23 protein-coding genes are annotated in these 20,634 nt (G+C 30.5%); 4 read left to right on the forward strand and 19 right to left on the reverse strand.

Annotated features, from left to right (window positions below; genetic code table 11):
* Positions 1-3 precede the first annotated feature (3 nt).
* The 10 genes from DY123_RS01170 to DY123_RS01215 form a co-directional block, all read right to left on the reverse strand.
* Entirely contained in the window at positions 4-810 is an 807-nt protein-coding gene (locus DY123_RS01170) for an acetyl-CoA carboxylase carboxyltransferase subunit beta (protein WP_105963903.1), read from the reverse strand.
* The gene (locus tag DY123_RS01175) at positions 797-2,170 is read right to left on the reverse strand and encodes an acetyl-CoA carboxylase biotin carboxylase subunit (RefSeq protein ID WP_140923722.1); all 1,374 of its coding nucleotides are present in this window, start codon (positions 2,168-2,170) and stop codon (positions 797-799) included. Before DY123_RS01175 ends, DY123_RS01170 begins: the two co-directional genes overlap by 14 nt.
* Positions 2,171-2,192: 22 nt before the next feature.
* Positions 2,193-2,561 carry a 3-hydroxyacyl-ACP dehydratase FabZ family protein gene (locus DY123_RS01180; RefSeq protein WP_370737850.1) on the reverse strand — a complete coding sequence of 123 codons (369 nt, stop codon included), beginning with the start codon at positions 2,559-2,561 and terminating at the stop codon, positions 2,193-2,195.
* A gap of 50 nt (positions 2,562-2,611) precedes the next feature.
* On the reverse strand, positions 2,612-3,058 hold the full coding sequence (locus DY123_RS01185; protein WP_140923724.1) for an acetyl-CoA carboxylase biotin carboxyl carrier protein: 447 nt from the start codon (positions 3,056-3,058) through the stop codon (positions 2,612-2,614).
* A gap of 46 nt (positions 3,059-3,104) precedes the next feature.
* Entirely contained in the window at positions 3,105-3,845 is a 741-nt protein-coding gene (fabG, locus tag DY123_RS01190; RefSeq protein ID WP_105963907.1) for a 3-oxoacyl-ACP reductase FabG, read from the reverse strand.
* 2 nt (positions 3,846-3,847) lie between these two features.
* Positions 3,848-4,747: an ACP S-malonyltransferase gene (fabD, locus tag DY123_RS01195; protein ID WP_140923726.1), complete on the reverse strand. Its 900-nt coding sequence runs from the start codon at positions 4,745-4,747 to the stop codon at positions 3,848-3,850.
* A 31-nt stretch (positions 4,748-4,778) separates the two neighbouring features.
* Positions 4,779-5,024: an acyl carrier protein gene (locus tag DY123_RS01200; protein ID WP_105956522.1), complete on the reverse strand. Its 246-nt coding sequence runs from the start codon at positions 5,022-5,024 to the stop codon at positions 4,779-4,781.
* 30 nt (positions 5,025-5,054) lie between these two features.
* The gene (locus DY123_RS01205; RefSeq protein ID WP_140923728.1) at positions 5,055-6,026 is read right to left on the reverse strand and encodes a beta-ketoacyl-ACP synthase III; all 972 of its coding nucleotides are present in this window, start codon (positions 6,024-6,026) and stop codon (positions 5,055-5,057) included.
* A gap of 226 nt (positions 6,027-6,252) precedes the next feature.
* Positions 6,253-7,122, reverse strand: coding sequence for a GRP family sugar transporter (locus DY123_RS01210; RefSeq protein ID WP_181398770.1), 870 nt, complete (start codon positions 7,120-7,122; stop codon positions 6,253-6,255).
* A gap of 93 nt (positions 7,123-7,215) precedes the next feature.
* On the reverse strand, positions 7,216-7,872 hold the full coding sequence (locus DY123_RS01215; RefSeq protein ID WP_140923731.1) for an NAD(P)H-dependent oxidoreductase: 657 nt from the start codon (positions 7,870-7,872) through the stop codon (positions 7,216-7,218).
* Positions 7,873-8,028: 156 nt separating this feature from the next.
* On the opposite strand from DY123_RS01215, the gene DY123_RS01220 reads away from it, so the two are divergent.
* The 3 genes from DY123_RS01220 to DY123_RS01230 all read left to right on the forward strand — a co-directional run bounded on the left by DY123_RS01220 (position 8,029) and on the right by DY123_RS01230 (position 11,853).
* Positions 8,029-9,765, forward strand: a complete 1,737-nt coding sequence (locus tag DY123_RS01220; RefSeq protein ID WP_140936358.1) for a phospho-sugar mutase — start codon at positions 8,029-8,031, stop codon at positions 9,763-9,765.
* Between the two features lie 80 nt (positions 9,766-9,845).
* Complete coding sequence (locus DY123_RS01225; protein ID WP_140936359.1) at positions 9,846-10,640, forward strand: methylenetetrahydrofolate reductase; 795 nt, start codon at positions 9,846-9,848, stop codon at positions 10,638-10,640.
* Positions 10,633-11,853, forward strand: a complete 1,221-nt coding sequence (locus DY123_RS01230; RefSeq protein WP_140936360.1) for a DUF2075 domain-containing protein — start codon at positions 10,633-10,635, stop codon at positions 11,851-11,853. The genes DY123_RS01225 and DY123_RS01230 overlap by 8 nt, the downstream gene beginning before the upstream one ends.
* A gap of 12 nt (positions 11,854-11,865) precedes the next feature.
* Here the strand turns inward: DY123_RS01230 and DY123_RS07570 are convergent, their stop codons facing one another.
* Positions 11,866-12,033, reverse strand: coding sequence for a hypothetical protein (locus tag DY123_RS07570; protein WP_157944933.1), 168 nt, complete (start codon positions 12,031-12,033; stop codon positions 11,866-11,868).
* A 56-nt stretch (positions 12,034-12,089) separates the two neighbouring features.
* Here DY123_RS07570 and DY123_RS01235 point away from each other — a divergent pair, with 56 nt between their 5' ends.
* On the forward strand, positions 12,090-13,328 hold the full coding sequence (locus tag DY123_RS01235; RefSeq protein WP_140936361.1) for a pectate lyase family protein: 1,239 nt from the start codon (positions 12,090-12,092) through the stop codon (positions 13,326-13,328).
* A gap of 53 nt (positions 13,329-13,381) precedes the next feature.
* On the opposite strand, the gene DY123_RS01240 is transcribed toward DY123_RS01235, so the two are convergent.
* The 8 genes from DY123_RS01240 to DY123_RS01275 form a co-directional block, all read right to left on the reverse strand.
* On the reverse strand, positions 13,382-14,404 hold the full coding sequence (locus DY123_RS01240) for a C39 family peptidase (RefSeq protein WP_181401236.1): 1,023 nt from the start codon (positions 14,402-14,404) through the stop codon (positions 13,382-13,384).
* 168 nt (positions 14,405-14,572) lie between these two features.
* Complete coding sequence (locus tag DY123_RS01245; protein ID WP_140936363.1) at positions 14,573-16,198, reverse strand: ABC-F family ATP-binding cassette domain-containing protein; 1,626 nt, start codon at positions 16,196-16,198, stop codon at positions 14,573-14,575.
* Between the two features lie 136 nt (positions 16,199-16,334).
* Positions 16,335-16,985, reverse strand: a complete 651-nt coding sequence (locus DY123_RS01250; RefSeq protein ID WP_140936364.1) for an SDR family oxidoreductase — start codon at positions 16,983-16,985, stop codon at positions 16,335-16,337.
* A gap of 155 nt (positions 16,986-17,140) precedes the next feature.
* Positions 17,141-17,491 (reverse strand): iron-sulfur cluster biosynthesis family protein, encoded by a 351-nt coding sequence (locus tag DY123_RS01255; RefSeq protein WP_140936365.1) that lies wholly within the window; start codon positions 17,489-17,491, stop codon positions 17,141-17,143.
* A gap of 92 nt (positions 17,492-17,583) precedes the next feature.
* Positions 17,584-19,005, reverse strand: a complete 1,422-nt coding sequence (locus DY123_RS01260; protein WP_140936366.1) for a PH domain-containing protein — start codon at positions 19,003-19,005, stop codon at positions 17,584-17,586.
* A complete protein-coding gene (locus DY123_RS01265; protein ID WP_140923751.1) occupies positions 18,995-19,456 on the reverse strand; it encodes a PH domain-containing protein in 462 nt (153 codons plus the stop codon). Before DY123_RS01265 ends, DY123_RS01260 begins: the two co-directional genes overlap by 11 nt.
* 4 nt (positions 19,457-19,460) lie before the next feature.
* Entirely contained in the window at positions 19,461-19,946 is a 486-nt protein-coding gene (locus DY123_RS01270) for a methylated-DNA--[protein]-cysteine S-methyltransferase (RefSeq protein WP_181401237.1), read from the reverse strand.
* Positions 19,947-20,049: 103 nt separating this feature from the next.
* On the reverse strand, positions 20,050-20,526 hold the full coding sequence (locus tag DY123_RS01275; RefSeq protein ID WP_140936368.1) for a C40 family peptidase: 477 nt from the start codon (positions 20,524-20,526) through the stop codon (positions 20,050-20,052).
* Between the last annotated feature and the right edge of the window lie 108 nt (positions 20,527-20,634).

A 20,634-nucleotide genomic window follows, 5' to 3' on the forward strand; every position in this document is an offset into this window, starting at 1 on the left:
TCCTTAATTCCAGGCCAATAATTTGGCTAATACTGATTTCATATTAGAACGTTTTACAATCGCATCTAAGAAACCATTATTTAATAAAGTTTCCGCTCTTTGGAAATCTTTTGGTGGACGTTGTTGAATAGTTTTTTCAATTACACGACGTCCAGCAAAACCAATTAATGTATGAGGTTCTGAAAGGTTAATATCACCTTCCATTGCATAACTAGCAGTAACTCCACCAGTTGTTGGATCGGTTAACACTGATATGTATAACAATCCTTTCGCTGAATGATCAGAAACTGCTTGAGAAACTTTAGCCATTTGCATTAGTGAATGAATACCTTCTTGCATTCTAGCTCCACCAGAACAAGAAAATACTACTACTGGTAAACCTTTTTTAGTACATTCTTCAAATAAACGTGCTAATTTTTCACCAGTTGCAGTTCCTAAGCTCCCCATGATGAAACGCCAGTCCATCACACCTAATCCAAATTCTTGATTACCAATTTTAGCAATTCCAGTTTGAACACTTTCATTTAAATCAGTAATTTTTTTGGATTTTTCTAGTTTTCCGGCATATTTTTCATCACTTAAAAATCTCTTAGGTGCCACAACGTCTTCATTAATTGGAGTAAATTCATCACAAGTTAACTTAATACGTTCATCTGCACCAAGTCTAAAACCAAATCCACAATTAGGACATACTTTATAAGTTCCTAATTTTTTATTATAAAAATTGTCCTTACATATCGGACATTTTACAAATAAATTGTCTGGAATTTGATCCATTAATTCTTGTAAATCTTCTTTATTTTTTGACATTTTTTAACCACTCTTTCAAGAATGATTTTTCAATATACAAATTATTAAAATCTGAGTCATTGAAATGCTTATCTAGTAATAAATCATTTAAGAATTGACGGTTTGTACTTACGCCATCAATTGAAAATTCATTAATTACTCGTCTCATTTTTACAACTGCTTCTTCTTTATTAGGCATATGTACAATGATTTTGGCAATCATTGAATCATAGAAAGGCGAAATAGTATCTCCAGATTCAACTCCTGAATCAATACGAACGCCCTTAGTCCCAAATGGAAAATTAACTCGTTTTAATTTACCTGGTGATGGCATAAAACCATTTTCAGGCTTTTCGGCATTAATTCGACATTCAATTGCATAACTCTCAACGTTAATATCTTTTTGAGTAAATGGTAATTTTTCACCTGCTGCAACTAAAATTTGATCCTTAATTAATTGCACACCGGAAACTTCTTCTGTAACAGTATGTTCAACTTGTAAACGAGTATTCATTTCCATGAAATAAAACTTGTTTGTTTTTTCATCAAGTAAAAACTCAAAAGTTCCAGTATTTTCGTAACCAATTTCTTTAGTAGCTTTAGCAACTAAACTACCTAAATAATCACGTTGATCTTGAGAAACTTCCATACATGGAGTTTCTTCAATTATTTTTTGATGTTCTCTTTGTAAAGAACAATCACGTTCAGGGAAATAAACAACATTGCCAAATTGATCAGCAATTACTTGCATTTCAATATGCTTAGCATTGCTTAAATCTTTTTCCATATATAATGAATCATCATTATAAGAAATTTTTGCTTCACGTTTAGTAGTAGTGAAAATTTCTTTTAATTGTTCTGGGTCATCACATTCGCGAATTCCCTTTCCACCACCACCAGCAGCTGCCTTTAGCATTACTGGGTATCCAATTTCATCTGCTAATTTTAGGGCTTCATCAAGTGTGTCAATTGAACCATCACTACCAGGAATAGTAGGCACTCCACTATTCTTCATTGCATCCTTTGCATGTGCTTTGTTTCCCATTAAATCAATGACCTTTGAACTAGGTCCAATAAATTTAATCGAACATTTTTCACACAATTCAGCAAATTCAGCATTTTCAGATAAAAATCCATATCCAGGATGAATAGCATCACTCTTAGTTAAAATTGCAGCATCAATGATTGCAGGCATACTTAAATATGATTCATTAGGTTGTGGTCCGCCAATACATATAGCTTCATCAGCTAACTTAACAAACATGCTATCTTTATCAGCAGTTGAATAAACAGCAACAGCTTTAATATTCATTTCATGAAGTGATCTTATAATTTGCACCGCGATTTCACCACGGTTGGCAATTAAAACTTTTTTAAACATTTTAGTCATCCTTTATGAAATTCTATTCCATTGCAAAAATTAAAGTACCTTCACAAATAACTTCGCCATCTCTAACAATAGTTCCATGGCCTTCACCAATATTACGTTTTAATTTAGTCATTTCAACGTTTAGTTCTAATTGGTCACCAGGACGAAAACTATCTTTGTAAGATGCTTCTTTAATTCCACCAAAGAAAACATTTTTGCCCTTATATTCAGGCATTGATAACAATGCACAAACACCTGTTTGAGCAAGCATTTCCATAGCAATGGGTCTAGGCATCCCTAGACTATTGGATGGTTGATTTTGAAAGAACCATTCATTAACGTTTAATAATTTTAGTGCTTTCGCACTTTCACCTGGTTTTACATCAATAATTTTATCAATCATTTGAAAAGGAAAACGTTGAGGAATGAAATCATGCACATTATATTCCAAGATTAATCCTCCTCAACTTCAAAAATTGGTTGATCATATTCAACCATATCTCCGTCATTAGCTACTTGTTTAGTAATAGTTCCAGAAATAGGACTCTTAACTTCATTAATAACTTTCATTGCTTCAATCACACAAACAGTTTCGCCCTTTTTAACATGATCACCAACATTTTTATATACTGGTTTTTCAGGACTTGGTGCAAAATAAACAATTCCTACTAATGGTGCTTTAATTTTAGCAGCAATACTTTGAGCAGCTTGGTTTGATGAAGCATTTTCATTCTTAGTTGAGGCAGCATTAGATGATGCAGCTGGAGCAACATTTTGTACTGGAGCATGTTCTAATTTGCTGAAGTAAATATCAGTACCGTCATCACCAGTAACTTTAAATTCTTTCATACTGGACTTATCAAACTTGTCCATTAAATTTTCAATATCTTTTTCGTCCATCGTTAAATTTCTCCTGTTAATTAAGAATATTCTTACTGAAATCGAACTACATTGTTAATCCACCATCAACAGTGATTACTTGACCATTCATGTATTCATTGTCAATTAGGAATTCAACAACTTGAGCAACTTCGTCAGGATTACCAAAACGTCTTGCTGGAATTTGTTCTTCCCAAGCTTTAATATTCTTTTCGCTTAATTTATCGGTCATAGCTGTCTTAATCATACCTGGAGCAACTGCATTACAACGAATTCCGCGAAGTGATCCTTCCTGTGCAGTAGTCTTAGTTAATCCAACAAGACCAGCTTTAGTTGATGAATAATTAGCTTGGCCTAAATTCCCATGAAGGCCTGCAATACTAGACATATTAATAATGCTACCCTTACGAGCTCTTTGCATTTTTTTCATTGCAAATTTAGTCATGTTGAAAGCCCCAAATAAATTAGTATTTAAAACTTGTTTAAATGAGTCAGCTTTCATTCTAGTTAATAGTGTATCTTGAGTAATTCCGGCATTATTAACTAGAACGTCAATTTTTCCATATTCATCAATAATACTATCAATCATAGCTTTAGCATCTTCTTCAGATGCAACATCACCAGTTAAAACTTCAATTTCATTATCAAAGTTATCTTGTAATGCTTTATTTTCATCATCACTTAATTCACGGTGAGAGTTAACAATAACAATATTGTTTTTATCTTTGGATAAACGAATAGCATCGGCTAATCCTAATCCTTTAGTTGCACCAGTGATTAAAATAACTCTTTTTTCAGTTTTTTCCATGATTATTCTCCTAACTTATCTAATAAGTCATTTAAGGTATCAACACTTTCTACATTATAAGTGTCAGCTTTCAATGTCTTTTTAGCAAGTTTACTTAGCGTATTACCAGGACCAATTTCAATAAATGCATCGATATTTTTATCTTCAATAGATGCAACATCTTGCATAAAATGAGTTGGATTAATTAATTGGTTAGTTAATGTTTCTTTGATTGTATCAGTGTTAAATGGTTTAACAGTAGTATTACTAATTACATCAAATTCTGGTTCATCAAATTCAACTGATTCTAAACGCTTAGCTAATTGATCAGAAGCTGGTTGCATTAAAGGAGTATGAGAAGCAACGGCTACCTTTAATGGAATAACACGTTTAGCTCCCTTTTCCTTTAATTCAGTCATTGCTTTTTGAACGCCTTCCTTAGTACCACCAATTACAGTTTGTTTTTTAGTATTGTAGTTAGCAGGATAAACGTCATCAATTTGGTCACAAACATCTTTAACAAAATCAGGACTAACACCTAATACAGCTGCCATAGAACCTGGATTTTGCTTTCCAGCTTCATCCATGTAATGTGAGCGATCATGTACTAGTTTTAGTCCTGATTGAAAAGATAGTGCTTTAGCAGCAACTAAAGCACTATACTCACCTAAACTCAATCCCATCATCGCAACAGGTTTATCCAATTTGTCAGCTAAAATACGATAAATTGCTACACTCATCGTTAAAATGGAAATTTGAGTATTATTAGGATTATCAAAAATGTCTGGATCTGCTAAGTTTAAATCTAATGTTTTAGAAGCTTCGTCAATTGTTTCTTTATAAATAGAATTACTTTTATATAAGTCTTGTCCCATTTCTTTAAATTGACTACCTTGGCCACTAAATAAATAACAAATATTCAAACTTAAACACTCCTAAATTAATATAAAAATATTATTTGTCTTCAACTTGTTTTGCAACGTAATCAACTAATTGTTGAACAGTTGTAATGTCATTGTCAGTATCAATTTCGATATCATATTCATCTTCTAGAGCATCAATGATTTCGAATAAGTCTAAACTATCTAAGTCTAGTTCATCTTGGAATTTAGTTTCCATTTTAATGTCATCAGCGTTAACATCTGATTGATCTACAACGATTTCTTTTACTTTATCAAAAATTGCGTTCTTGTCTGCCATAATAAATACACTCCATATATAAAATAATTTTTAGTATCTTAAAATAATTGTTCCAGTGGTTAATCCACCACCAAAACCTGATAGGACAATAATATCCCCTTTAGCTATTAAACCATTTTCCATCATTTCTGACAACAATATTGGTTCACTAGCAGCCGCTGTGTTCCCATAATGATCAATGTTAATTGGAAACTTTTGGTCGTCGACTTTCATTTTACGAGCAACGTTCTTTACTATTCGAGCATTAGCTTGATGCAAAATAAAATATTTAACATCATTCACATCAAGATTTGCTTCACTTAGTGCTTCTTTAATTGAATTTGGAACGTTCTTAGTGGCAAAATTAAAAACTTCACGACCATCCATATGAAAGTATTGATCAGTTTGATCAGCTACTTTTCCAAAATGTTCATCACCAATCATATGACCAGCTAATAGTGCTTTTCCTTGATCACCATAAGTTTTCAAGTTAGAAGCTAAGACTTCCCCACTACCTTGGTTTGAAACTAGCATCCCACCAGCACCATCACCGAATAACACAGCAGTTGTTCGATCATGCCAATTAATTAACTTACTTAATTGTTCACCACCAATAACAATTCCTAAAGCATTAGGTTTGCTATTTAATAGCGCTTGCATGGTATAAGCTCCATAAACAAAACCAGAGCATGCAGCATTAATATCAAAAGCAATTGCATTATTTGCGCCAATAATACCTTGCACAGCAGCTGCAGTGGCTGGAGTTTGATAATCAGAAGACATTGTTCCAACGATGATAAAATCAATTTGTGAAGCATCAACATTGGACTTATCTAATAATTTAGATGCAACCTCAGCACATAAAGAAGTAGTAGTTTCACTAACAGCTACTCGACGTTCTTTGATTCCAGTTCTTCTGCTGATCCATTCATCAGAAGTGTCCATAATCTTAGCCAAGTCATCATTAGTAACTATCTTTTCAGGAACAGCTTTGGCAGTTGCTTTAATTGAAAAACTGCTCATGATATCTCCTCTAAACAAAATCAATATTTAATAATTTATTTTTAATATCACTCACTAAGTTTTAAATAATTTGAAACTTTTTTCAACTGATATTTATCGTAGATTGTTAATTAAAAATAAAAAATCATTTGTATCCTTGATACAACAATGATTATATCATATAGATTTCCTAATTTTTAATAAGTTACTATTTTTTTAATTTGTAACGTAATTTTTTGTACCAAACTTAGATTGTTTGAATCAAAATTCCACCTAAAATAATTATCAGAAGTCCCAATATAGTAAAAAATATTTTTCTCTTACCTTTAACTTCATGGAATAATATCATGCCACCTAATGTAGCAACTACAACATCCATCTGAGTTAAAGTAAATCCAGTCGCTACTCCATTTAGTTTGATGGAAACCAAATAAGCAAAGGCAGCAATACCAAAAATTAATCCTAATATCATATTTTCAAAACTAAATTTACTAAATAACGGTTTTTGTACTCGATACTCCGTAATAAAAAAAGAAAAGATAATGGCTGCAATCACCATTCCAATTGCTTGTGGAAAAATAGCATCTGAACCACTAACATTAGCTAAACGTGGAAAAGCAGAGTATCCAATATAACCAAAAGTACCTATAAATAATATCCAGAAACCATATTTATAACGATAATTAGATCCAGGTGCATCCTGTTTACCATTTTTGGTGATTAAAATGATTCCAATAATAATTACTAATAGTGCAAAAAAGCCTTTATATTTATCCATTGCAGTAGGCCATTCTTGAAAGAAAATGACTGCAGTAATTGGATTCCCAATTAATTGCATTGCTGTAGATAATGGCGTTCCTAATGCAATTCCCATCGATTTAAATGCTTGATACTGCGTCATTTGACCAAAAGTCCAGCACATTCCAGAAATCAGACATAATATAAATGGTCGCATCGCAATTTCTGGACGATAAATTAAGTAAACAATTAATGAAACAATAAAAGCACCATAAACAGTTCCACATAGTTGGTTAATAGTGGAGCCTCTGGCTTTTAGTAAAATAATTGGCTGAATTCCCCACAACAAAGCAGGAATTAGCCCAATTAAAATATTCACTCTTAAACACTCCAATATTATTTAATGTAATGATTCTACCTTATCACAAAAAAATAGCCCATAGTTAGTAACTACAGGCTATTCTAAAATGAATTATTTAATTACTTTGTAGATTTCATCCATTGGTTGACGTTTCTTTGGTGTAATTTCTTGATCACGATAACCAAATCCAGCCATTACTGAAACGCCCCATTCGTTTAAGTCGATTGCATTATATTTCTTCAATATATTTTCAACTTGTTCACGATTGAATCCTTCAATTGGGCAACTATCAATATCTAAAGTAGCAGCCGCATCCATCATATTAGCTAATGGAATGTAAGTTTGTCTTGCAGACCATTCAAACAAAGTACGTTCATCATTTAATTTAAAGTCATTATCTTGAAAATCTTGTAACTTAGCAACGAAAGCTGAGTTAGGGTCAAATGAATGATTTTGCACATCTTCACTGATATGTTGAACGTATTTAGATGTTGGAGTAACGTTCTTCTTTGCTAAAATAATAACAAATTTATCGGCACCATCTAAACTATTTTGTGCTCCCCAAGCATGATCATAAAGATCTTTTTTTAGATCATTATTTTCAATAAGTAAAAATTTCCATGGAGCAAAGCCCATTGAACTTGGTGATAAACGAGCTACTTCCATAATTGTTTGCCAATCTTTATCTGATATTTTCTTATCAGGATTGAATTTCTTTGTTGCATATCTTCTATTGGCAACCTTGATTAATTCTTCATTCTTATCCATGAATTGAATTCACCTTTCCTTTAATTACTAATTGTAAGTAGAATACCATCTAAAAAATGATATCGCAAAGAATGTGACTTAATTAAATTGACTAAAATAAAGCCATTAACTATACTAATTTTAGTAACATAATTCAGTTTATTGGAGACATTTGATATGAATTACAAAGAAGATTATCAAAATTGGCTTGCTCAAAAGGAGCTTGCTGAATCAGTTAAATTAGATTTACAAAAAATGAAAAGTAATGATGAAGCAATTGAAGATGCTTTTGGTACTCAAATGTCATTTGGAACTGCCGGTATGCGTGGCTTAATGGGTGCTGGTATGAATAGAATGAATATTTATACCGTTAGACAAGCAACTGAAGGACTTGCTTCATATATGGATACTTTAGATGATCAGCAAAAGCAACGTGGTGTTGCCATTAGTTTTGACTCTAGATATCATTCAAAAGAATTTGCTTATGAAACCGCTCGTGTACTAGGTGCTCATGGAATTAAATCTTTCGTTTTTGATGATATTCGTCCTACTCCAGAACTTTCTTTTACAATTCGTCATTTAAATACTTTTGCTGGGGTAATGATTACCGCCAGCCATAATCCTATGCAATATAATGGTTACAAAATTTATGGTGAAGATGGTGGACAAATGCCACCAAAAGCTTCTGACATGATTACTACTTACGTTAGAAAAGCTTCCGATGTATTTGCAATTAAAGTAGCAAATATTCGTGATTTAAGAAAAAAACAATTACTTGATGTTATTGGTGAAAATGTTGATGAAGCATATTTAAATAATGCACATCAAGTTAATGTTAATCATGAATTAATCAAAGAAGTCGGTAAAGATTTAAAGTTTGTTTACACCCCACTTCATGGGACTGGAAAAGTACTATGTCGTCGTGCCTTAGAAAATGCTGGATTTAAAAATTATTCAATTGTACCAGAACAAACTATTTCTGATCCTGAATTTCCAACTGTTGATTTTCCTAATCCTGAATTCCCAGAAGCCTTTAATTTATCAATTAAATTAGGAAAAAAAGTTGGTGCAGATGTTTTAATTGCAACTGATCCTGATGCCGATCGTTTAGGTGCTGCAGTTAGACAACCAGATAATTCATATAAATTAATGACTGGTAATCAAATCGCATCCGTCCTATTAGATTATATTTTAAAAGCTAAAAAAGATAATCATGAATTACCAGCAGATGGTATTGTTGTTAAATCAATTGTTTCTACTGAGTTAGCAACTAAGATTGCCAATAATTATAATATTGAAATGAAAAATGTATTAACTGGTTTTAAATACATTGCTGAACAAATTCATAATTTCGGACAAAATCATGATCATACTTTCCTATTTGGTTTTGAAGAAAGTTTTGGCTATTTAATTAAACCATTTGTTCGTGACAAAGATGCTATTCAATCAACAATGTTGTTAGCTGAAGTTGCCGCTTATTACAAGCAACAAGGTAAGACCTTGTATGATGGTCTTCAATCAATGTACGAAAAGTATGGATACTTTGAAGAAAAAACAATTTCTAAAATGTTTGAAGGCATTGATGGAAAAGATAAAATGGCTAAGATTATGGATGAATTAAGATCTAATCCAATGGATTCCTTTAATGATAGTAAAGTAGTCGCACTAGAAGACTTCGCAACTGCTACTCAAACCAATCAAGATGGGTCAACTAAACAAATTAATTTACCAAAATCAAATGTTTTAAAATATTGGCTGGAAGATAGAACTTGGATTGCTATTCGTCCTTCAGGAACTGAGCCTAAAGTTAAGTTCTATATTGGAACTGAAGATCAAACTCAAGCAAAAGCTAACCAACGACTAGCTTCATATATTAATGCCGTTAACCAGTTAATTGAAAAATTAACTAAATAATTATATAGAGTAGTCAAAAATTCAATTTTTCGACTACTCTTTTATTTGTTAATAAATATGTAAATGAGAGGTCTTATCTTATGTCCAAACAAACTTTATCTGTTGAAATAGCCCCTGATCTGTTACAAATAAAATCAATGAGATATTACTTAAATAAGTGGCAACCAGACTTTATATCAATCAGTAATTTAAGTCGTTTTTCATTTGATAATATTACGCAATGTGCAAGTTATATTCAAAAAGCATTAAATATCCCTGTTGTAATACATCTTACCGGAATTAGTCATAATAAACGTGAAATTGATGAATCATTAAAAATACTGCGTCAAAATAACATTTCCAATTTACTATTATTACGTGGAGATAAAAATGGTCATATCAAAAATTATTTTCCTTATGCAAGTGAATTAGTTAAGTATGTAAAAAGTAAAAATGATAAATTTAAAATTATGGGCGCCTGTTACCCTGAAGTGCATCCAGAAGCTCAATCTTTGGTTGAAGACATTCAGCACCTAAAAACAAAGGTTAATGCTGGATGCACTCAACTAATTAGCCAAATGTTTTTCGATAATCAAAAATATTATCAATTTATAAAAGAAACTAATAAACAAAATATCAAGGTCCCCATATTGGCTGGCATAATGCCAATTACTGAAATGCAAACTGTGAATTGGCTTAAAAAAATTAAAATGGATATACCACAATTTATTCAAAATAATAATGACATAAAACAAGCTGGAATTAAGTTTACAATTGAACAAATCAATGATTTATATAAAAATAATGTTGATGGAATCCATTTGTATACCATGAACAACTGGTCAGCTACAGATGAAATTATTAAAAATATTAAAAGAAGTGAATTAAATGAGTGAAATAAACGCAGCTAATGAAAAACTATCTCCTGAACATCAACTAACAAAAGAACAATCTAAACTAATAAACAAAATAGAAACATTCACTAAGCATCATATTAATGATCAAAAACATGCTGTTTTTACAATCTATGGGGATGCTGGAACTGGTAAATCTGTTATTTTAAGTAAATTATTTTATGACATTCAACAAATGAGTAAAGATAAAGATAGTAAGCTATATCATACTGATAACCGTTTCCTAGTTAATCATCCCGAGATATTAAAAGTATATAAAAATATGGCTGGTGATGAAAAAAACGTATTAAAAAAGAACTTTAATCGCCCTACTTCATTTATTAATAAACTAGACAAAGAACAAAAATCAGTTGATATTACAGTCATTGATGAAGCTCATTTATTGCTGTCTAGAGGCGATCATTATAATAATTTTTATCAAGAAAACCAATTAAACGAAGTTATTAAACGTTCAAAGGTAACAATTCTAGTATTCGATCATCGCCAAGTATTAAGAACTAAATCATTTTGGAACTTAGATCGATTACATAAAATTATTGATCCATATACAAATGGTGAATATCATTTAACCCATCAATTTAGAATGACCGCCAGTGATGAGTTAGTCCATTGGATTAATCATTTTACTGATGGTAAATTAGAAGATATTCCAGAAAATGCTGATGACCAATATGATTTTAGAATCTTCGATAATGCTGAAAAAATGCGTAAAGAAATTGTTAAGCGGAATAATCAAGTTGGATTATCTAGAATTGTTTCGACATCCGGCTATCCTTCTACGCTTGATGGTGGCAAACACTATGTTATTGAACCAGATTTTAAAATGCCTTGGGATCAATATAACTATACACAAACGCCATGGGCAGAAATTCCAGAAACCATCAATGAAGTAGGATCAATGTTCACCTGTCAGGGATTTGATTTAAATTATGTCGGCGTAATTTTAGGCCCACCTATTTATTTAGATGAAAATAATGTTAAAGTTGATCTTAATAATTTTACGGATGTTGAATCTTTAAAGAAACGTAAAGACATAAATGATCCAAATAAATTTAATAAGATTAAGGCACAATTAGTTCTCAATTCGGTAAATGTTTTAATGAAACGCGGTGTTAAAGGACTTTATATTTTTGCACATGATGATAATTTAAGAAATGAATTGATGAAACTTTATAATAAAATAAAAAGAGCATAAGTAGTATGCTCTCTAAATTCTATTTACATGTAGTGCAACCATCGATAATAATGCAATCAACATGATTGCTAACATAACTAAAATATAAGTTTTTCTAGTCATCTTATCTCTAAATTTCTTTAATACAAACATGGTTACTATTAAAACTAGTAAAATAATAATGGTAATTATTTCAGGCATATAAAACACTCCTTGCTTAAAATAATACCATAATACTTAGAAGGGATATATTAAATATGAAAAAAACAATCACATCAATATTAACTGTCGTTTTACTTTCAATTTTATTTATTGGCGTTCAAAACAATCAAAAAGTAAATGTAGCTAATGCTAGTAAAACACAAAATATCATTGGCTTCGGTAAAAATACAACTGGTGGTAATACTAATAAACATAAAAATATTTATGTAGTTAAGAATGCTGAACAATTAAAAAAAGCATTAAAGAAAAAAGTAGATTCAAGAATCATTTATCTTGAAGGTAAAATTGACATGAATGATGGCAAATCAATAGCTGATTATGCTAAAAATACTGGATATGATTTTCAAAAATATCTATCAAATTATAATCCAAAAACATATGGCAAGAAAGAACCAACAGGTGAACAAGAAAATGCTAGAAAATTAGTTCAAAAGAATCAGGCTAAACAAATTGAGTTAAAAATACCTGAAAATACATCAATTATCGGTAAGAAAGATGCTCAAATCAAAAATGCTAGTTTAATTCTTAAAGAAGATAATATAATTGTTCAAAATATTAAGTTCACTACCCCTTTTGACTTATTTCCACAATGGGATCCTAAAGATGGTAAAAGTGGTAATTGGAATTCTCAATATGATGCAATTTCAATAAAAAAAGCTAAAAATATTTGGATTGATCATAATTCATTTAGTGATGGTAATGGTTATCAATCAGATAATAATGCTAATAAATATTTTGGACGTCAATATCAACACCATGATGGCATGGTAGACATCACAGATGGAGCTAATAATATTTCTGTTATTCATAATCGATTTGCTAATCATGATAAAACTATGTTAATTGGTAGTTCTGATAGTAAAAAATCAGATGCAAATAAACTTAATGTAACCATTTCAAATAACTTTTTCTTAAATACGGTTCAAAGAAATCCTCGTGTTCGTTACGGTAAAATTCAAGTTTTTAATAATTATTATCAAAATAATAGCGATAATGCTTATAAATTTAGTTATGCGATCGGTGCTGGATTTAAATCGAATATCATTGCACAAAATAATGTTGTCGAAGCTAAAAAAGTAAAAGCTAAAAAATTTATATCAGTCTTTAAAAATGCCCGTCTAACCAATCAAAATAATATATTTAATGGGCATAAAATTAATAATCATTTTGATGTAAAGAAAGCAACTTGGAAACCAGAATATAAGTTCAATTTATTACCTACCAATAAAGTAAAAGCCAGTGTTCTAAAGGATGCTGGAAATATTTTAAATTAATAAAAATAACCTTTCATAATCTAAAATGAAAGGTTATTTTTTTACTGAATTTTTTATTTAACTAAAACTGCTTTACGTCCTTCTTGATTATACAATTTCATAAATTGCTTTGTAGAAGTCCAGAAAACGGGTTTGTTAGTAGTTCTATAAGTGGCCCTCCATGAAGAAGGATCGGCCATTTTGAAGTATCCACGTTTATAACCAACTACTACTAAAGTATGACCAGTTGCTGTTCTCATACGATATCCAGTTGCAGCAATTACTGGATTTCCATGTTGCACTTCATTAATAATTTTAGTCTTAGAAGCACCGGTTATATTATATACACCATTATAATATCTTCTACCAAATGGTGCTAATGCACTAGGATAAATGGTCCAATCTTGATTAGTATGATTTACAGCATATGGATTCCCCACAAATCCCTTATTATGATCATATTTTGCACGGGGCATTTTTTTCAAAAAGCCATTTAAACTAATATTTTCTCCAACACCCTTAGTGGATAAGGCCATCTTTAAAGCTGTTGCTTCACAACCATTAGGTGCATCAAATGGAAAATGTTGACTAGTATATGTAAATGGAATTTCATATACATTAGTCGTAGATAAATAAGTAGCATTAATCCAACCCTGATCTTGCCCACGATATTTAATTTGATAATAGGTTCTTTCTTTAGCTCTTGCGACATTCGTCAATTGAACTAATTGCCCTTTCAAGTTTAAAGTTTTTTTCACACGAGTACCACGATTATAAGGACCCACAAATGATTTGATTCCATTAACATTTACATTTCTGGCATTATAGTTAACTGCTGAAGAATATGTAAAATTAACATGATCAACAAATTTATTTTTTTCGGCTTCTTTTTTAGCTGCTTCTTGTTGAGTTTGTTTTTCAGCTTCTTGTTGTTCTTTTTGCTTATCGGCATTATTTTGACTTTCATTACTGGTAGATTGAGCAGTAGCAATATTATTGCTATTAGTATCAGCATGTGCCAAAGAAGATTGACCACCTACAACAAACGCAGTAGCTAAAAACAATGCCAATGCAGATGATGACAATATTCTTTTCATATATTTCAACTCCATCCAATTATTGTATAACTACAATATAATACAAAAAACAAATAAATAATAATAATAACCACTTATGTAAATAAATTTTAATACTCAGGTAATATTATTGTTCTAATAGCAAAAAAAGACACAGTAAAGTCATATTTACTGTGTCTTTTTTATTTTTTATTTGTATAGTTGTTCTACTTGCTTTTGAATATCAGGATTATTCATAAAGTCATTGTAGCTAGTATCAGCTCTTTGAATCATGCCTTTATCGGATACTTCGATGATATGATCAGCAATAGTTTGAATGAATTCACGGTCATGAGAAGTAAAGACAATTGAACCATCAAATGGAATTAAACTGTCATTTAAAGCAGTAATTGATTCCATATCTAAGTGATTAGTAGGATCATCCATAATCAAGACATTACCCTTTTGCAACATCATCTTGGATAGCATGCAACGAACCTTTTCTCCCCCTGATAATACCTTAATTTGTTTTTGAATATTATCACCAGAGAATAACATACGACCTAAGAAACTACGTAGGAATGGATCATCACTTTCTTCTTTTGAAGCAAATTGTCTTAACCAATCAATAATGGTTAATGAATCGTCATCAAAATCAGAGTTAATATTTCTAGGCATGTAGGAACGACGGGTAGTTTGTCCCCAAACAACTTCGCCGGTATCTGGTTCAATTTTGCCAGCAATAATTTGCATTAAAGTTGTAGTAGCTAAATCATTACGACTAGTAATTGCAGTCTTTTCACCAGGACGAAGGGTAAATGTAATATTATCTAAAATCTTCTTACCATCAATAGTCTTAGATACATTATTAACACTTAATAAGTCATTTCCTAAATCACGTTCTTTTTCAAACTTAATAAATGGATATTTACGTGAAGATGGTTTGATATCATCTAAAGTAATTTTATCCAATTGCTTTTTACGTGAAGTAGCTTGCTTTGATTTAGAAGCATTAGCTGAGAAACGCGCAATAAATTCTTTCAATTCTTTAATTTGATCTTCTTTTTTTGCATTTTCATTTTGTTGCATTTTAGTAGCTAATTGACTAGATTTTAACCAAAAATCGTAGTTACCAACATATAGTTGAATTTTTTGATAGTCCACATCACACATCATTGTACATACTTGATTTAAGAAATATCTATCATGAGATACAACAATGGCAATATTTTCATAATCAGCTAAAAAGTTTTGCAACCAATCAATAGTATGATTATCTAAACCATTAGTAGGTTCATCAAGTAATAAAATATCTGGATTTCCAAATAAAGCTTGTGCAAGCAAAACTTTAACTTTTTGGCCTTCAGTTAATTCACTCATCTTTTGATGGTGTAATTCTTCAGGAATTCCAACACTTTGTAGTAATTGAGATGCATCAGAATCAGCATTCCAACCATCCATCTCAGCAAATTCACCTTCTAATTCAGCAGCTTTTACACCATCTTCATCAGAAAAATCAGGTTTTGCATACAAAGCATCTTTTTCTTTCATAATTTTATATAGCTTTTCATAACCTTGAATTACAGTATCTAATACTTCGTAATCTTCAAAGCCATAATGATCTTGACTTAAACTTGATAATCGTTCATTAGGTCCGATTGAGATATTACCGCTAGTGGGCTCAATTTTACCTTCTAGCATCTTCAAAAAGGTTGACTTACCGGCACCGTTGGCCCCAATAACTCCATAACAGTTACCGGGCGTGAACTTAAGATTAACATTTTCATATAATTTTTTACCTGAGAAATGTAATCCCATATCTGATACAGTTATCATTTCATACCTCCATCTAATTAAATAATAAAAAACGTCCCCAGTTCTAAATATAGAATCAAGGACGTTAATATTTTATTGATTCAATTTATAACTCTGATAACCTTATCACATGCAAATAAACAAAACAAGTTTATTATTATAGGACATCTGATATGTTCTTGTCACCAGAAGTAATTTCGTAAATATTATTTATGGTATCATCATCGCCTAGTATTTCAACGACTGAGTTAGCAACATCAGCTCTTGGAATATCCATCTTAGAATCAAATTCACTTGTTAACACAATTTTGCCAGTTTCAGAATTATTAGTTAATGTAGTTGGACGTAAGATAGTGTAATTTAGTCCACTATTCTTCAAATATTCATCAGCATAATGTTTTGCAACATAGTAACCTGGTAATCCTGAATTAGGCCAGAAAGAACGATTATCAGCACCAGCAGCACTAACCATTACATAACGTTTAATTCCAGCATTATTAGCAGCAATCATTGTCTTAATAGCACCATCTAAATCAATACTTAGGGTCATATCATCACCTGTAGCTCCACCAGATCCAGCAGAGAATACAATTGCTTCAGCCCCGCTTTGTTTAAATGCTGTTGTCATGTCTTCAGGACTTGATGTTAAATCAAAAAGTGTTGGTTCAACATTTTCCATATCTTTATATTCATCAAATTGACCTTCACTTCTTACACCAGCTAAAGCAGTGTAACCTTGCTTGCCTAATTTTTCGACCATTTGTTTACCTACGTGCCCATGAGCACCTACAACGAATACTTTTTTCATTTTAAACTTCCTTTCTTAAAGTAAGTAGTAATATACTACCAGTCTATAAATCATATTGGAAATATTTTGTTCATAAGATTATAAAAACGTCTCTAAATTGATAGAGACGTTTTTATGAAATTGTTTTTTCGTTTAATTAAGTCGAGTATTTTTATTTATTTAAATTTTCTTTCATCTGAGATTGGAACGTTTTCATCAATAATTCCAGCATCGCCAGACAATTGTAAGATGTTCATCTTAAGATCTAATTTCAAATTTTGATCCATATATGACTTGCTGTAGCCTTTAATATAAATTGGGCCAAGATCTGAATCCATACTTTCATCAAAATCGTGGTCATCTGAATCAGGGTCTACTGCAATGAAATCAAAAGATGTATCAATTGCACAAGAACCAGCATCAGAATATTTTCCAACACCGTCATCTAAACTTAAAAAGAATTTTGCATTACCAGAAACATTGTCTTGAATCTTTTTCTTTGCTGCATCTGTAATTGTTAATTTCATATCAATACCCCCTACAATTTATATTACAAAATACATTGTACACGTTATAAATCTTGTGTCAATGTTTTGTGTGCAAAATATTTTAATATTTATTATCGATTCTGATACCAGTTATATATTGATCTAGCAACATCTAAATCGATATATTTAGCAATAATTTCGCCAGAAGTGTCACCTCTTCTTTCAGATATTTTTAAATGGGCCAAATTCCTTTTTTGCATCCAAATACTCTCTCTTAAAGTTATCGATTGAATACGATGCCAATTTATAAACTGTAAATTACGATTAAATAATCTACAGTTTTCAATTATTAAATCATCATTTTTAATAATCTTGACCCCATTATGAAGGTATCGATAGAATCCGTTAAAAACAACTACACCTAGCAGAAATATTTCTATGAAAATAAACATAAATAACCAACTAGTTCCATTTAATAGCAATGCTAATGGTAGTAAAAGAACCCACGAACTATTTCTGATAAACAGCCAAATAGAATAATTACGTTTACCAAATATTTTAGGTTCTTCTTTTGGTAGATTATCAAAAAATTGATTAGTAATTGGATATAATTTTTTAGCATTTAAAACTGGAATAATAACTGGATCTTTAGTATTGGTATTTTCTTTTTGATCAGAAATAATGGTTATTTTAACAGTTGTTATTTTGAATAAGCGTCGAATAATATTTTGCGTAAAGTTTATGCTTTGAATACGATTGGTCTTTATTTTGACGGTTTCTTGTTTTAATAATCCCCTACTAAAGGTTAAATAACCATCTTTTTTAGTAAGTGTAAAACGATAGTATTGAATCCATATTGAAACATAACTAACAATAAAAGCAATTATCAATAAAATAAGAAATTCTACTATAACTATGATAATTCCTTTACTACCTAAATAGTTAAAAACTTCATCCTTATACTTAGAAGAAATTGCAAATGAATAACGTTGATAAAATTCACACAGAATGAAAATTCCAAATAAGCCTCTAAAACTAGTTGCGGCAAATAAATTCATTGAATGATTAGAAATATTATATTGTGCATCAAACTTATTATGATTGTCATCTCTTACTTTATTACTAATATCTTCAGCAATATCATTATTTGCAATCAATCTTTTATGCTCTAGCATTTGGGCTACATTTTCATTCACCGCAACTAGATCGATATTAGAATCCGCATGACTAGCATTATCAACGATTACCTCTTCTAAATTAAATGGTTTCAAAAAGAACCATTGCTTGCGATGAATATTCTGGATTTTTTCATAAGGCATATGTATTTCTTTTTTAAAAAAAATGCCATGTTTTATCAATAATTGGTTATCCAAAATAGAATAACGATATGTAAAATAAGATATAATTTTATATGCTAATAAAAATAAAGCAAAGATGGGTGTTATCCAAATAAAATGAATCCATATACCTAATAGAAGTATTGAGATAACTTGCGAAAAATAATTTTTCAAACCGAATAATAATGCTAATGGATTTAAAAGTTTATTTTGCATTTCTGGCCTCCATTGCTAGATCCATTACTTGTTTTCTAATGGTTTGTGCTTCTTCATGTGTAACAGCTTCAATTTTATGATTATCACCAGCAGTATCAACATAAACACTATTTAAATTTTGCATTCTTAACAATGGTCCCTGATTCAAATTAACATTTTGCACTCGTGCAATTGGAATGGAAGATAACTTTCTGAAGAAAAAGCCCTTTTGAATCTCAACGTATTCTTCTGAAATTTTATATTTATTAAATGCATACCGGTATGGAATTAAAGATAATTCACATATTAGTTCTAAGATTCCCAAAGCTAAAATAATAAAAGATAGCCAACTTGGCCATTTAATCAAAGTGAATAAAAATCTGGATCCTATAAAAGCTATCATCCAAAAAATAAAAGTAATAATTGAAGCTTGCATCCATATTTTTTTAACATTTTCAGGTAATTTTTTCATAAAACTACTCCTTTTCGATATTTAAAAGATATTTAATAAATGCAGAGTTATTTCTAAGGCTATTTTCGTAATCAACACCTGTAATTCGATGACTTGGGATTAAGATAATTAATGGGTTAGATAAAATTGCTGCTTCAACTTGTGATTTACTTTCAGCAAACTGATTGGCAAAATCATTTAAATCAATTGTTTCACCATATTTAATGGTAGTAATTTCTGACCATACTTTCTTTTGAAATTCATTACCTATAAAATTCATTGGTAAGTCAAAATATTTTCGATTACCATCTAAATATTCACGGATTTGAATCTTATATTCTTCAGTTTTCTCATTGCCATATTTAAATTCTGCTGCTAAATTTGAAAAAAAATCATAAATCTCAGAAATACCACAATTAGGATTATTAACAAAATTTATACCACTATCATTAGCAGTAATTATTAATTGAATATTATTGTATTCAATCTTATCCCATAATAGTTGTTCCATAAACGTTTTTTCATTCCTATCTATTATTATACATATGAACATATTACCATAGTATTAAACAGCCACATAGTAATATAAAAAAGCAGATAGAAATCTGTCTGCTTTATTTCATAATTCTAGAATATCCAACTGCATGCCACCAAGGAGCTTTTACATTTTCACGAACTACCCCTCTATTTTGTGAATCAATCATTTTTCCTTTTCCTATATACATTCCAACATGATAAATACTACGTTTATTGCCACCAAAGAAGACTAAATCACCTGGTTTTAAATGATGTTTAGAAACCTTTTTACTACTTTTATATTGGCTTTGGGCTGTTCTAGGCAAATCTTTACCAACACCATGTTTATAGACATATTTAACAAAGCCAGAACAATCAAATGATTTAGGACCGGTTGAACCATATACATATTTTTTACCTAACTGTTTTTTAGCAATCTTATACACTTTATTAAAATTTTCTTGTTGGCTATGCTCGTTAGCAGAAACTGTATGAGTATTAACTATACTAAATGTAAATAAGCCTATTAATAAAGATACAAATAATAATACTTTAACCATTGGTATAGATTTCATTTAATAACCTTCCTTATTAATAATAGTTTTTATACGTTCTTTAATTCAGTATTTAAAATTATAGGACAAAAATAATACTATTCGGCTACACATAGGTATCAAAGATAT

Origin of the sequence: Apilactobacillus micheneri, from assembly GCF_006493595.1 — a bacterium.
Classification (GTDB): Bacteria; Bacillota; Bacilli; order Lactobacillales; family Lactobacillaceae; genus Apilactobacillus; species Apilactobacillus micheneri.